This window comes from Sutcliffiella horikoshii (assembly GCF_021991925.1).
GTDB lineage: Bacteria > Bacillota > Bacilli > Bacillales > Bacillaceae_I > Sutcliffiella_A > Sutcliffiella_A horikoshii_F.
Window position 1 is genome coordinate 423,055 of sequence record NZ_RXZI01000001.1, and the last position, 13,724, is coordinate 436,778.

General features: G+C 40.5%; 10 protein-coding genes. All 10 read left to right on the forward strand.

Features of this window, described 5'->3' with window-relative positions; genetic code table 11:
* Nucleotides 1-29 precede the first annotated feature (29 nt).
* The 10 genes from EKQ44_RS02025 (at nt 30) to pepF (ending at nt 13,681) form a co-directional block, all read left to right on the forward strand.
* Entirely contained in the window at nt 30-2,240 is a 2,211-nt protein-coding gene (locus EKQ44_RS02025) for an alpha/beta hydrolase (RefSeq protein ID WP_237661851.1), read from the forward strand.
* Nucleotides 2,241-2,303: 63 nt separating this feature from the next.
* Nucleotides 2,304-3,569, forward strand: a complete 1,266-nt coding sequence (locus EKQ44_RS02030; protein WP_237661852.1) for an MBL fold metallo-hydrolase — start codon at nt 2,304-2,306, stop codon at nt 3,567-3,569.
* An 87-nt stretch (nt 3,570-3,656) separates the two neighbouring features.
* On the forward strand, nt 3,657-4,139 hold the full coding sequence (locus EKQ44_RS02035) for a hypothetical protein (protein WP_237661853.1): 483 nt from the start codon (nt 3,657-3,659) through the stop codon (nt 4,137-4,139).
* A 639-nt stretch (nt 4,140-4,778) separates the two neighbouring features.
* Nucleotides 4,779-5,207 (forward strand): CBO0543 family protein, encoded by a 429-nt coding sequence (locus EKQ44_RS02040; RefSeq protein ID WP_237661854.1) that lies wholly within the window; start codon nt 4,779-4,781, stop codon nt 5,205-5,207.
* A 163-nt stretch (nt 5,208-5,370) separates the two neighbouring features.
* Nucleotides 5,371-5,880, forward strand: coding sequence for a PTS sugar transporter subunit IIA (locus EKQ44_RS02045; protein ID WP_237661855.1), 510 nt, complete (start codon nt 5,371-5,373; stop codon nt 5,878-5,880).
* Nucleotides 5,881-6,061: 181 nt separating this feature from the next.
* Nucleotides 6,062-7,477 carry a PTS system trehalose-specific EIIBC component gene (treP, locus tag EKQ44_RS02050; protein WP_237661856.1) on the forward strand — a complete coding sequence of 472 codons (1,416 nt, stop codon included), beginning with the start codon at nt 6,062-6,064 and terminating at the stop codon, nt 7,475-7,477.
* Nucleotides 7,478-7,559: 82 nt separating this feature from the next.
* A complete protein-coding gene (locus tag EKQ44_RS02055) occupies nt 7,560-9,242 on the forward strand; it encodes a glycoside hydrolase family 13 protein (protein WP_237661857.1) in 1,683 nt (560 codons plus the stop codon).
* Nucleotides 9,243-9,284: 42 nt separating this feature from the next.
* The gene (gene treC, locus EKQ44_RS02060; RefSeq protein WP_237662539.1) at nt 9,285-10,976 is read left to right on the forward strand and encodes an alpha,alpha-phosphotrehalase; all 1,692 of its coding nucleotides are present in this window, start codon (nt 9,285-9,287) and stop codon (nt 10,974-10,976) included.
* A 27-nt stretch (nt 10,977-11,003) separates the two neighbouring features.
* Nucleotides 11,004-11,711: a trehalose operon repressor gene (gene treR / locus EKQ44_RS02065; RefSeq protein WP_237661858.1), complete on the forward strand. Its 708-nt coding sequence runs from the start codon at nt 11,004-11,006 to the stop codon at nt 11,709-11,711.
* Between the two features lie 158 nt (nt 11,712-11,869).
* Nucleotides 11,870-13,681, forward strand: a complete 1,812-nt coding sequence (gene pepF / locus EKQ44_RS02070; protein ID WP_237661859.1) for an oligoendopeptidase F — start codon at nt 11,870-11,872, stop codon at nt 13,679-13,681.
* Nucleotides 13,682-13,724 lie beyond the last annotated feature (43 nt).

A 13,724-nucleotide genomic window follows, 5' to 3' on the forward strand; every position in this document is an offset into this window, starting at 1 on the left:
GAGAAAATACAGAGGACTAGGGGATTACAATGAATAAGCTCAAAAACCTGTATTTCAAAAGCATAGAATTTGTTGTTGGCTTTGTATCATCAAGCTGGAGATTTATGTTATCGGGTCTATTATTCTACATAACCATCTTCGTTTTGTTTATGAGTTATTTTTTTTATACAGGAGCGGGGAAATGGTTTGATATGGTTTTTGTCATAGGAACAGGGGCTCTTGCTTTGGTGCTTGGGGTGTTACTGACCCTTCTACTGCTGAAAATATTGGAGAGGATACCGAAGCTTCTAGTAGCGGTCATCATTGGGGCGATTTGCGTTGTCTATAGCGTAGGTACTTTTATGGGCCCTTTCTTCCGGTTAATGGGGGTTACCGTTATCGTGCTGGGTGCCCTTATTGGTGTAGCAACATTTTTATATAAAAGGGGCGGGAAAGCCCTTTTTCTTACCTTTTCTATTTTCATATTAGTGGTGCACGGAATTCTGATGTATTTTACACTTACAGATGGTAAGGAAGGACCATGGTCCTTAGGTCTTTCACAAGGCGAATCATCGCTAGAGAACCCTGCTAACAAAGGCAACTACAACATTCAATATTTTACATATGGAAGTGGTGAAGATAAGCAAAGGGAAGAGTATTCAGATGTTATGTTTAAAACTCATACAGTCAATATGTCCCCTTTTATTGTTCATCCTAAAGGATTGAATAAACGGTACAGGGAATGGTTATGGGGGTTTGATCTTAAAAACGCTCCGTTGAATGGAAGGGTATGGATGCCCAAAAGCGAGGAAGAAGAAAGATTTCCTTTAGTACTTATTGTCCATGGGAACCATAACATGGCTGATTTTTCAGATGGTGGTTACTCCTATCTTGGAGAACTGCTTTCTAGCAAGGGATATATCGTTGTTTCTGTAGATCAGAATTTTATTAATTCAGGAAAAACAGGACATATCGGGTGGGATAATGCTGGTAGGGCTTGGTTGTTGTTGAAGCATTTGGAGCTGTGGCAAAACTGGAATGCCGACAAAGCACATGCGCTCTTTAACAAAGTAGATATGGAAAATATTGCCCTGATCGGCCATTCACGGGGAGGGGAAGCCGTTAGCATTGCCTCATTGTTCAATGAATTGGACCGCTTTCCTAACAATGCAAAGATCAGTATGAATTTTGATTTCTCCATCAAGTCCTTAATTGGTTTATCCCCAGGAGATGGTCGGTTTAAGCCAGGCGACCAGCCAGTTGTTTTAGAAGATGTGAATTATCTCACCATTCATGGAGGAAATGATACGGATCATACGAGTTATTGGGGGATGAGGCAATTCCAGAGGGTGAACTTCTCAGATGATTTTGACGGATTTAAAAGTAGCATCTACATAAATGGTGGAAACCATGGTCAATTCAATTCAGACTGGGAAGTGGATCAGCCAAGTCCCTATTGGTGGTTTATGAATAGAAGAGAATTGATGGAACCAGAAATGCAAAGGGATATTACCAAGCTATATGTGTCGTCATTCCTTGATGCCACATTAAAAGGGCATAGGGAATATCGAAAATTCTTTTCTGATAAACATGCTGTGGCATCGTATTTACCGGTTGATCCCCTTAGGATAAGATACGATGATAGTGACTTTCAGCCTATTACTACATTTGAAGAAGATGTAGATGTTACAAGTACAACCCACGAGGATGGCAGGCTACAAGGATACAATCTTCATGTGTGGAAAGAAGTAAACTTGCTTCAAAGAAATAAAGAACACCAGGATAACCAAGTTGTCAAACTAGGGTGGAAGAATGGCAACAGTCGTTATAATGTGGTCTTGCCAGAAGACTTATCAGCTGGGTTGAAAAAAGAAACAGTGTTAAGATTTGATGCGATACAAGCGCATTCCACAAGATATGAGTTTTATCATATACCGATTCCCAAAGGATATAAGGATGCTGCCATCCCTATCACAATAACGGTCAAACCAAAAGGAACGAATAGGTTAGATAGTAGAATTAGAAAGACAGTATATATTGAGCCAACCTATACTACCAAGCTCTATCGATTTGATTGGTGGAATGAGCGCATTGGCAATCAATTTGAGCATATGCTCCAAACATACGAGGTGCCACTGAATTTTCTCGAGGAAGCTTTTCCTGGTTTGGATTACACGACCATTAATGAAGTAACATTTGAATTTAATCAAACGGAAAGCGGTTTACTATTTTTAGATAACATCGGCTTTCAAAATGAATAAATTTACCCACTCTCCCCCATAGTAATGATAGTAGCTAACGACCATGGGGAGAGTGGGTAGAATATGAGAAAAATACAGCTCCTGTTTATGATCACTATTATTTTATTTCCTCTAGGTGCAGCAGAATCAAGCGTGCTGCCGAATCCTACTACAATTCAGCTAAACAAACCATCCCGACATATTCTCTATGATATTGAAAAACCTAAAGAAAAGGAGGTGAAAGCGCCCCTTCTTGTACACTTCATTGATGTTGGGCAAGGGGATGCCATCCTTTTACAAACGCCGAACGGGTCTAACATTTTGGTAGATACAGGTCCCAAAAAATCAGCTGCACAATTATTAGCCTATTTGAAAAAAATTAAGGTCAACTTTATAGATCTTTTGGTGATAACACACCCGGACTTCGATCATATTGGAGGAATACCTTCTTTATTGGAAAAAATTCCAGTAAAAAAAATCTTGGATAGTGGAAAGGCTCATACGACTTTAACATTTATCCAATACAAACAATACGTATGGAACAATATCGTCCCTGTACAATATGCTAAAGAAAAAATGAAGCTGCAGGTGGATCCAGACCTAAAGATTAGAGTGCTAAACAGTGGATCGGAGGAAAAAGAGACGAACAATGCCTCTATTGTCCTCCATCTCACCTATGGAGATATTCAATTTCTGTTGATGGGCGACACGGAGGAAGAGGAGGAGAAAAGACTTAGCAGGAAATACAACCTTGAATCCACTATCCTTAAAGTGGCACACCACGGATCAAACAGCTCTTCGACAGCATCATTTTTAACGGATGTGCAACCGAAAATAGCCGTCATCTCTGCTGGGAAAAATAATGATTTTCACCATCCACATCTTCCTGTCGTTAGCAGATTGATTGAGAGTGGGGCAGATATCTATAATACAGCGGAATCCGGAACCATTGTTTTCTCAACAGATGGAAAACTGTTGTATGTGAACAATCGCCCTTGGCTTTATGCCAACCAAAACAAAAAGGACTCTTCGAAGTCGGTCGTCATTACGGATTTGGATGTAAAAGGGGAAATGGTGACCATTGAAAATAAAAGTGATAAAACGGTTGATATGTCGTACTGGAAACTTGTAAGCAAAAAAGGTTACCAAACATATGATTTCCCAGTAGGTTACAAGCTTCAGTCAGGAGAAACAATTTATATTGCCTCTGGTGCACAGAAGCAACACCTTAGACGTTATATACATTGGTTAAGTGACTACTTATGGAACAATGATGGCGACAAGGCACAACTTTACGACGATAAGGGCGAACTGGTAGATGAATTTGAAGTGGTGGTAGAAGGAGAATAGGTTTCATTTCTCTCGATTTGTGTTAAATAAGATGGTAAGATACTTTTTATGTTTATCACTGCGAGAAAATAATAAGGAGCCATGACATTGAAAAAGCTAAAAAAACCAGTTCGTTTAGTGCTAGCCTTATTGATTAGTGTCTTTTTGTTTATTTCCTATATTCATTCGACCAAGGAAGAAGTAATTGCCTCTGTGGTAAGGGAGTCCAATCAAAACGGCGTTTCATTAAGCGTGCAAAATCCATACATAATGCCGATAAAAATTTATAAGGCCTCCATGATTGATGCCAATAAAAACGAATTGCCTATCACGGTGTACAATATCCAGTTGAGTGGAGTTTATAGTGGTGGGGATTCCAGTGTCGACGAATCATTCATGTCAACCCAGACAGAAGAATTCAAGGAGTTGGATGAAGTGACAATCCCTAGTGACGCCTCAAAATCTGATAAAATTTACAATATCTATCTTAAGGATTCAAAAGGTGATAAGACGGTAGTCAATGCAGAAAAAGTAACAGTATCATTCAAAGTGTTTTCATTCCTACCCTTTACCACCACCATTTCCATCTGAAGCGCTGCTAAATGCAGCGCTCAGTGTGTAGACAAAGTCCAAAAATGATAAAAATCTCTAGTTGATCGCAGTGGAAGAAGCGGAGACTCCTCGAAAATGCTAACGCATTTTCTTCGTGCGATGAATCGCTGTCGAAGTATTCCTTGTCCTGCGGGAGGAAGGGACATGGAAGACCCCGCAGGGCGTAGCCCGAGGAGGCTCAAGGTCGCCCCGCGGAAAGCGAAGCCTAGTGCGGAAATCAACAGCGGTATGGAACAGATTACTAAAATTATGAACTTTTTCAGTGGCCTGGGCGTAGCCCGAGGAGGCTTCCGGACCGCCCGCGGAAAGCAAAGTTCCTGCAACGAAGATCAACTCCTCCAACAGATAACCTAACTAATTTATAGTTTGTCCACAGTCTGAGCGCTGCTAAATGCAGCGCTATTTTTGTTGAAGTAGACTTGAAATCTTAGATTAAAAATGCCTAAGTTCGGGGAAATTAAGATAAGTTATGGCTAGGTAACGGAATCTTTTTGAAATCTTTAGTGTTTAAGGCGATAAAGAGAGGGAATGTACATAATGGAGATTGTCAAATACGACTACATTAACAGTTGGATAATTTTAGGATCCGTATCGGACCCGCGTTGGTGGCTGTTATTTGTGTCAATTTTTTTTCCTTGGTTAATTTGGTGGAAAGTTGTGGATAGATCAAGGCTGTTTGAGATACTATCATTTGGGCTTTTTTGGGCAGCAATGGCCACTTGGCTGGATTTGCTGGGCACTTCCTATAATATGTGGAGCTATCCATTCAAGTTAAATGAACATACTACAACACTTCTTCCCGCAGACGTTTCGGTCATCCCAGTGATGTACATGCTACTTTATCAGTTCTCATCTACTTGGAAGGCTTATGCTTTCGGAAGTATCTTCATTGCGGTGATATTATCCTTTATCTTTGAACCCTTGTTTATACTATTTCAGATGTTCGAACTAATAACCTGGTCGCATACGGAGTCTCTAGTTTCCTTTTTTCTACTAGCAATCATCACTAAGGCAATCTTTATTTTTTTAAGAACTAACAAGAAATAGAGTTGATTTTCGTAGAAACTTTTTAGTTGACGAACATGTATATACAAGTTAGACTTGTAATCGTTAGCATGTATATACAAGTTGAAATTTAAATGTAAGCGTTTATTAAAGGAAGTTAAACATAAAAAATTCGACCAATACAAAATTACTGGAGGGATTTAAGATGTTCAAAAAGTTATTTGGCATGAAAGATACAACCGAAGCTCCTACCGAGGAAGTGATTCTAGCCCCACTAAGTGGTAGGGTTACAGAATTGAACGAAGTTCCTGATCCTACATTTTCACAAAAGATGATGGGGGACGGTTTAGCGATTGTTCCGACCGAAGGGGAGGTTGTTTCACCTGTCGATGGGGAGGTAATACAGTTCTTCCACACAAAACATGCTATTGGCATCCGTTCCCAAAGCGGGGCGGAGATTTTAATCCATGTGGGTCTTGAAACAGTTTCCATGAATGGTGAGGGCTTCGAGGGCCATGTAAGGGAAGGGGATAAAGTGAAAGCCGGTGATAAGCTAATCACTTTTGACCTTCATTTAATCAATGAAAAAGCTGCAAGTACCATTACTCCAATCGTCATTACGAACGGAGAAAAGGTGGAAAACTTAGACAAAAAACTTTCAGATCAAGCGGTGAAAGGACAAACAGAAATATTCCATCTAAAAACAAAAGCATAAAGAATCCTTATTTACATTAAGTAAGATAACGAAGCTGGATTGGGATGCAAGCTAGAGATTCGATTCCTTTTGCTATGGAGGTAGCACTTGCATGCAAGCCGAGGAAGCTTCCCAATTGCCCAATGCGTAGAGCGCCAGCACTTTTATAAAGATAGAGTAGGCAAACAGGAGGAATACAGATATGGACATAAGAAAACAGGCGGAAGAAATTGTCCAAGCCTTAGGGGGAAAAGAAAACGTAAGTGCAGCCACACATTGTGTGACTCGCCTTCGTTTGGCTTTGCATGATGAAAGCAAAGTGGATCAAGATGCCTTGGATAATATCGATGTGGTGAAAGGCTCCTTCTCAACAAATGGCCAGTTTCAGGTCGTAATTGGACAAGGAACAGTCAATAAAGTGTATAAGGAATTTGTTGATCTAACTGGTGTTGGAGAGGCTTCCAAGGATGAAGTGAAAAAAGCTGCAGAATCCAACTTGAATCCACTACAGCGTGCGATCAAAACATTGGCAGATATCTTCATTCCAATATTACCAGCCATCGTGACGGCCGGTCTGCTCATGGGTATTAACAATCTTCTGACGGGTGAAGGCATTTTCTATAATGGGCAATCTGTCATTGATGTACATCCACAATGGGCTGATATTGCAAGTATCATCAATCTTATAGCAAATACTGCTTTCGTCTTTCTGCCAGGATTGATTGGTTGGTCAGCAGCCAAACGGTTTGGTGGAAGCGAACTGCTGGGTATTGTGTTGGGGCTCATGCTAGTCCATCCGGATTTACTTAATGCCTGGGGCTATGCTGAGGCACAGGAAGATGGTGCCGTTGAAACTTGGAAGTTCTTCGGTTTGGAAATTGAGAAAGTGGGATACCAGGGACAAGTACTGCCAGTTCTGGTGGCAGCTTATGTATTAGCTAAAGTGGAACAGTTCTTATCTAAGCGGGTGAGCGATGCATTTCACATGCTTATTGTCCCTCCGATTACCTTATTACTTACAGGCTTTGTAACCTTTGTTGCTATAGGACCTGTTACTTTTGCAATTGGTAATTTCCTAACTAACGGATTTGTTAGTATCTTTGATGCTGTCCCTGCACTTGGTGGTTTGATTTATGGCGGACTTTATGCACCACTTGTCATTACGGGGATGCATCATACCTTTCTTGCGGTAGATTTCCAACTGATTGCAACAATCGGTGGGACATTCTTATGGCCAATGGTTGCCTTGTCTAACATTGCGCAAGGTTCTGCTGCTTTTGCCATGATGTTGGCTACGAAGGATGAAAAGCTGAAAGGTTTAGCGTTAACATCGTCCATCTCAGCATGGTTGGGGATTACAGAACCGGCTATGTTCGGGGTAAACTTACGATTCCGCTACCCATTCTTCGCTGCAATGATTGGTTCAGCCATAGCTGGTATTATCATTACATTGGCAGGAGTAAAGGCTCCATCCATTGGGGTTGGTGGGATTCCAGCATTCTTCTCTATTATGGCGGAATACTGGCCAATCTTCTTCCTTGGAATGGGGATCGTACTTGTCGTGCCATTCGCGATTACCTTCTTAATAGCAAAAGTGAAAATGAGAAAAGAAGCATAAGAATTGTAAGAAGGGGTCGCCCCCTTTTTACAATTTTTTTAAGTTAAAAGCCTTATATAAACTTGAAGGGAGAGGTTGATTGATGAAGCATTCCTGGTGGAAGGAAAGTGTCGTATATCAAATTTATCCTCGCAGTTTTATGGATTCTAACGGAGATGGCATCGGTGATATTCAAGGGATCATATTGAAACTAGACTATCTAAAGGAACTTGGTATCGATACCATATGGCTTTCACCTGTTTACGAATCGCCTAACGATGATAACGGCTATGATATCAGCAATTATCACAAGATCATGGATGAATTCGGTACAATGGAAGATTGGGAAGAACTGTTACATCAGGTACATATGCGGGATATGAAATTGATCATGGATCTTGTGGTAAACCATACCTCTGATGAGCATGAATGGTTTGTCCAGGCCAAATCCTCGAAAGATAATCCTTACCGTGATTACTACATATGGAGAGACCCTAAAGAAGATGGTAGTGAACCGAACAACTGGGCATCCAATTTTGGAGGATCAGCATGGGAATATAATGAACAGACCGAGGACTACTACTTGCACCTCTTTTCCAAAAAACAGCCTGACTTAAATTGGGAAAATGAAAAGCTCCGAGACGAAATATTTAGCATGATGAAATGGTGGCTTGATAAAGGAATTGATGGATTCCGGATGGATGTGATCAATTTTATTTCAAAAGGTGAAGGTCTCCCAAATGGGGAAATTCAGCCTGGCCGTCCATATGCTTCCGGAAGCAGACATTATCGAAACGGTCCTAAAATACATCATTATTTACGAGAAATGAACCAGAAGGTGTTATCTCACTACGATCTCATGACGGTAGGAGAAATGCCTGGTGTGACACCTGACCAGGCAAAAGAGTATACAGGGGAAGACCGGAACGAGTTGAACATGGTTTTTCAATTCGAGCATGTTGGCCTTGACAATGGTCCAAATGGTAAATGGGATTTGAAGCCACTTGATCTAATGGAACTTAAACAAAGCCTGTCGCGCTGGCAATATGCCCTAGGGGAAAGTGGGTGGAATAGCCTCTATTTCAATAATCATGATCAACCGCGATCTTTATCAAGGTTTGGGAACGACGGAAAGTATCGGATGGAGTCAGCAAAAATGCTTGCCACGCTTCTTCACATGATGAAAGGTACCCCCTATGTGTATCAAGGGGAAGAATTAGGAATGACTAATGTTGCATTCGAATCGATTGACTCCTACAAAGATATTGAAACGCTTCAAGCATATACCGAATTGAAGGAACAGGGGTTTAGTGAAGAAGAAGTGATGAAGAGCATCCATCATAAAAGCAGGGACAATGCCAGAACCCCCATGCAGTGGAATGCAGAGGAATATGCAGGCTTCTCCATCTCTGAGCCATGGTTAGCTGTTAACCCTAATTATACTTCTATCAATGCCGAAGCAGAGATGGCCAATGAAGCCTCTATTTTCCACTATTACAAACAGCTTATCCAGCTTCGAAGACAAAATGACTTGATCGTTTACGGTAGCTATCAATTGATCCTTGAGGAAGAACCTGAAATCTTTGCTTATGTAAGAACGTATCAGGGTAAGAAGCTTCTGGTTATATGCAACTTTTATAAAGGGGAGCCGACATTCAAGCTTCCAAGGGATATAAATTTCATGACAAAGCAGCTCCTTTTGAGTAACTATAAAGTCGATGAACAGATGAGTATATCTGAGTTTAGCATGCAGCCTTATGAAGCTAGAGTTTACTTATTAAATTAATATATTTTATCTAAATGAACAGAGGTGTTTTAAATGACAAAAATGGAAAAAGAACCTTGGTGGAAGAGATCGGTCGTCTATCAGATCTATCCCAAGAGCTTCAATGATACAACAGGAAATGGTGTAGGCGATATTCAAGGAATCATTGAGAAATTGGATTACTTGAAAGAGCTAGGTATCGACGTCATTTGGTTGACTCCTATTTATAAATCACCCCAAAAAGACAATGGCTACGATATTAGTGACTATTTTTCCATCCACGAAGAATATGGGACGATGGAGGATTTCGATCAACTTTTATCAGAAGCGCATAGTAAGGGCATTAAAGTGATCATGGATATTGTTGTAAATCATACCTCGACAGAGCATGAATGGTTCCAAAAATCAAAAGAGGCGAAAAAAAATAACCCATATCGTGATTTTTATATTTGGAAGGATTCCAAGGAAGATGGAAGTGAACCGACGAACTGGGAGTCCAAATTTGGAGGGAATGCTTGGCAATATGATGAGAAGACAGAACAATGGTACCTCCACCTATTTGATGTCACCCAAGCGGATCTGAACTGGGAAAATGAAGAGGTACGCAAGCAGGTTTATGACATGATGACCTTTTGGTTTGAAAAGGGAGTGGACGGTTTTAGGTTGGATGTCATTAATCTTATTTCCAAAAATCAGGATTTTCCTGATGATGATGGCTCCGTGCCGCCTGGAGATGGTCGGAAATTTTACACAGATGGACCTCGCGTTCATGAGTACATGAATGAAATGTACGAAAAAGTGTTCTCTAAGTATGACAGCATGACAGTAGGGGAAATGTCCTCCACCACGATCGACCATTGTATTAAATATACACGTCCTGACCGAAATGAACTTAGCATGACTTTCAATTTCCATCACCTGAAAGTAGATTATCCGAATGGAGAAAAGTGGTCTGTCGCCGACTTTGACTTTCAACAGTTGAAAGATATCCTTTCAACTTGGCAGATTGAAATGGAAAAAGGCGGTGGCTGGAATGCCTTGTTCTGGTGCAATCATGACCAGCCCCGGGTTGTCTCCCGTTATGGTGACGACAAAGAATACCACAACAAGTCCGCTAAAATGCTTGCAACAAGCATGCACATGATGCGTGGTACTCCTTATATCTATCAGGGGGAAGAATTCGGAATGACCAACCCCGGGTTTGTCAAGATAAGCGACTATCGTGATGTGGAATCGTTAAACACTTTTAAGCTAAAAAAAGAAGAGGGTATGAATGAGGAGGAAATACTAGAAATCCTTCGTCATAAATCACGTGATAATTCTAGAACACCAGTACAATGGAACTCAGAAGAATATGCTGGGTTTACTAAAGGTACACCATGGATCGGTGTTGCAAGTAATTATCCGAAAATCAATGCGGAAGTAGCATTGAAAGACGAAGATTCGGTTTTCTACCACTACAAAAAATTAATAGAACTTCGCAAAAAATATGATGTCGTTACACATGGAGATTTTCAACTGATTGAAGGTGACCATACAGAAATTTTTGCTTACATCCGAAATAGTGAAAATGAAAAGCTGCTTGTAGTTAGCAACTATTATGGTAAAAACGCATCATTTATATTACCGGAAGATGTGGATGTTGATGGATACAGAGCGGAAATATTATTGAGTAACTATGAAGATTCTGCACTAGAATATAAAAAGCTTTCTTTACGTCCATACGAATCCATCGTTTATCACCTTAAAAAGTAATGCTACAATAGTTGTAGGTGGTAGAAAATGAAAAACAATAAATATCAGGTGATTTATCAAAAACTAGTCTCTAAAATAGAGCGGCACGAGCTTGTCGCCGGAGATAAACTTCCTTCTGAACATGAATTGTTAGAGCTTTTTGATACATCCAGAGAGACGGTTAGAAAAGCATTAAATCAGCTTGCTCAAAACGGTTATATTCAAAAAATTCGAGGTAAGGGATCTGTTGTGCTCGATCGTGATAAGTTTGACTTTCCCATTTCCGGTTTGGTCAGCTTTAAAGAATTGGCGGAGAAAATGGGTAGACCTTGGGAAACCATTGTACATGAACTGGATACTGTTGTGGGATCTTCGGATTTACAAGATAAATTGGGAGAGTTAGACCTTTGGAAAGTGGTTCGTTCACGGAAAGTTGATGGAGAGAGCATCATTTTGGACAAGGATTATTTTATAAAAAGTCAGGTTCCTTATCTTAATCAAGAAATTTGTAGCCACTCCATCTATGACTACTTGGAAAAAGAAGTAGGATTGCAAATAGCCTTTGCCGACAAAGAAGTGACGGTGGAAGAAGCGACAGAGGAAGATAAGGAAATCCTTGATTTGCAAGGTTTAACACATGTTGTAGTCGTAAAAAGCATTGTACACTTGGATGATGCAAGCCCATTTCAATATACCGAGTCGCGCCATCGATTAGACAAGTTCCGATTTGTTGATTTTGCAAGAAGGATGAAGTAAATCAAATTTAAAGGAGACACTTACCTAAATAGGGAGTGTCTTTTTTTTAGGAAAGAAACAACTTATTATAATTTTCTAAAAAATATACAAATGGAAACTCGGTTCGTATATAATAGAAAGTAATAATTCGATTTTCGAAATAAATGGAGGGAATAGAGATGGCGCAAATGATGAAAGGTGCAGTAAAAAGAGAAGAAGTTCCATTGGATCAGACTTGGAACTTAAGTGATTTATATGACTCCACAGAATCTTGGGAGAAGGAGCTGGAAGCTGTCCAAACAGATCTGTCATACGTAACACGTTATCGAGGCAGAGTAGTAGCTGATGCGAAAACACTTCTTGCATGTCTTAAAGATAAGGATGCTTTAACAGAAAGAGTGGCAAGGGTAATGACTTATGCTTCCTTGAAACAATCAGAGGATGGAACCAACCCTGAAAACCAGGCAAACTCAACGAGAGTAGGTGGGATGCTAGCCAAATTCAGTGCAAGCACTTCATTCCTACAATCTGAGATTCTTCAATTGGATGAGAATAAGATAAAAACCTTCATTGGTGAAGAGCCAGAGCTGGCTGATTTTCAAAAGACCTTGTTAGACATATTGGAAACAAAGCCGCATAAACTTTCACCAGAAGCAGAGGAAGTACTTTCCGCCTTTAGTGAAGTCCATAATGCTCCATATATGATTTATCAAAGAAGCTTAATCTCTGATATGACATTTTCCTCCTTTAAAACAGATGATGGGGAAACATATCCTTTATCATTCAACTCCTTTCCGAATTACGAGGGATCGGCGAATACGGAACTGCGACGAAAAGCCTACGATTCTTATATTAAAACATTAAAACAGTATAAGCATACATATGCTGCAACTTATGCGACAGAAGTGAAGAAACAAGTGGTGGAAGCAAAATTACGTAACTATGATTCTGTAACAGATATGCTTCTTCATGACCAGCAAGTAACAAAAGAAATGTACCATAACCAATTAGATACCATACAACGAGAGTTGGCTCCGCATATGCGGAGATATGCAAAATTGAAACAGCGAGTATTAGGACTTGATAAAATGCATTTCTGTGACTTGAAGGCTCCGCTTGACCCAGACTTCAATCCGGAGATTACTTATGAGGAGGCTTCCAAACTTATTTTGGAATCACTTGAAGTAATGGGTCCTGAATATATGGAAATCATGGAGGAAGGACTGAATAATCGTTGGGTCGACCTGGCGGATAATGTCGGGAAAGGATCCGGAGCTTTCTGTTCAAGTCCATATGGAGTACATCCATATATCCTGATGACATGGAGTGACTCCATGAGAAATGCCTATACCCTTGCACATGAATTGGGACATGCAGGTCATTTCCGTTTAGCAGGTCGTTATCAACGTATTTCCAACACCCGTCCATCCAGGTATTTTGTAGAAGCACCATCCACCATGAATGAAATGTTATTAAGCCAGCATATTCTTTCCAAACCAAATGATGAGAGGATGCGCCGCTGGGTAATTCTGCAATCCCTTGGAACATACTATCATAATTTTGTGACACATATTTTGGAAGGTGAACTACAACGACGTGTATATGACCTTGCAGACAAGGGAACTCCAATTACCGCTAATGTCCTTTGTGAGCAGAAGACAGATCTTTTAACTGATTTCTGGGGAGATTCGGTGGTATTGGACGAAGGCGCCGGATTAACATGGATGCGTCAACCTCACTATTATATGGGTCTCTATCCATACACCTACTCAGCAGGGCTGACAGCTTCAACAGCGGCAGCCAAAAAGATAGAGAAAGAAGGAAAGCCTGCAGTCGATGCTTGGCTGTCTGCATTGAAAGCCGGTGGTACATTAAAACCACAGAAATTAATGCAATTAGCAGGGGTAGACATGACAACCGCTGCACCAATCGAGGAAGCGGTAGCTTATGTCGGCTCGTTAGTGGATGAGTTGGAGAAAAGCTTCAATTAAAACACAGAAACACCTTAGCCCATTGGCAAGGTGTTTCTTTTTG

What these genes read in the sequence shown, in the direction of transcription:
- treC (WP_237662539.1), top strand. Translation starts at nt 9,285, where the DNA reads ATGGAAAAAGAACCTTGGTGGAAGAGATCGGTCGTCTATCAGATCTAT.
- EKQ44_RS02045 (WP_237661855.1), top strand. Translation starts at nt 5,371, where the DNA reads ATGTTCAAAAAGTTATTTGGCATGAAAGATACAACCGAAGCTCCTACC.
- treR (WP_237661858.1), top strand. Translation starts at nt 11,004, where the DNA reads ATGAAAAACAATAAATATCAGGTGATTTATCAAAAACTAGTCTCTAAA.
- EKQ44_RS02025 (WP_237661851.1), top strand. Translation starts at nt 30, where the DNA reads ATGAATAAGCTCAAAAACCTGTATTTCAAAAGCATAGAATTTGTTGTT.
- EKQ44_RS02030 (WP_237661852.1), top strand. Translation starts at nt 2,304, where the DNA reads ATGAGAAAAATACAGCTCCTGTTTATGATCACTATTATTTTATTTCCT.
- treP (WP_237661856.1), top strand. Translation starts at nt 6,062, where the DNA reads ATGGACATAAGAAAACAGGCGGAAGAAATTGTCCAAGCCTTAGGGGGA.
- pepF (WP_237661859.1), top strand. Translation starts at nt 11,870, where the DNA reads ATGGCGCAAATGATGAAAGGTGCAGTAAAAAGAGAAGAAGTTCCATTG.
- EKQ44_RS02055 (WP_237661857.1), top strand. Translation starts at nt 7,560, where the DNA reads ATGAAGCATTCCTGGTGGAAGGAAAGTGTCGTATATCAAATTTATCCT.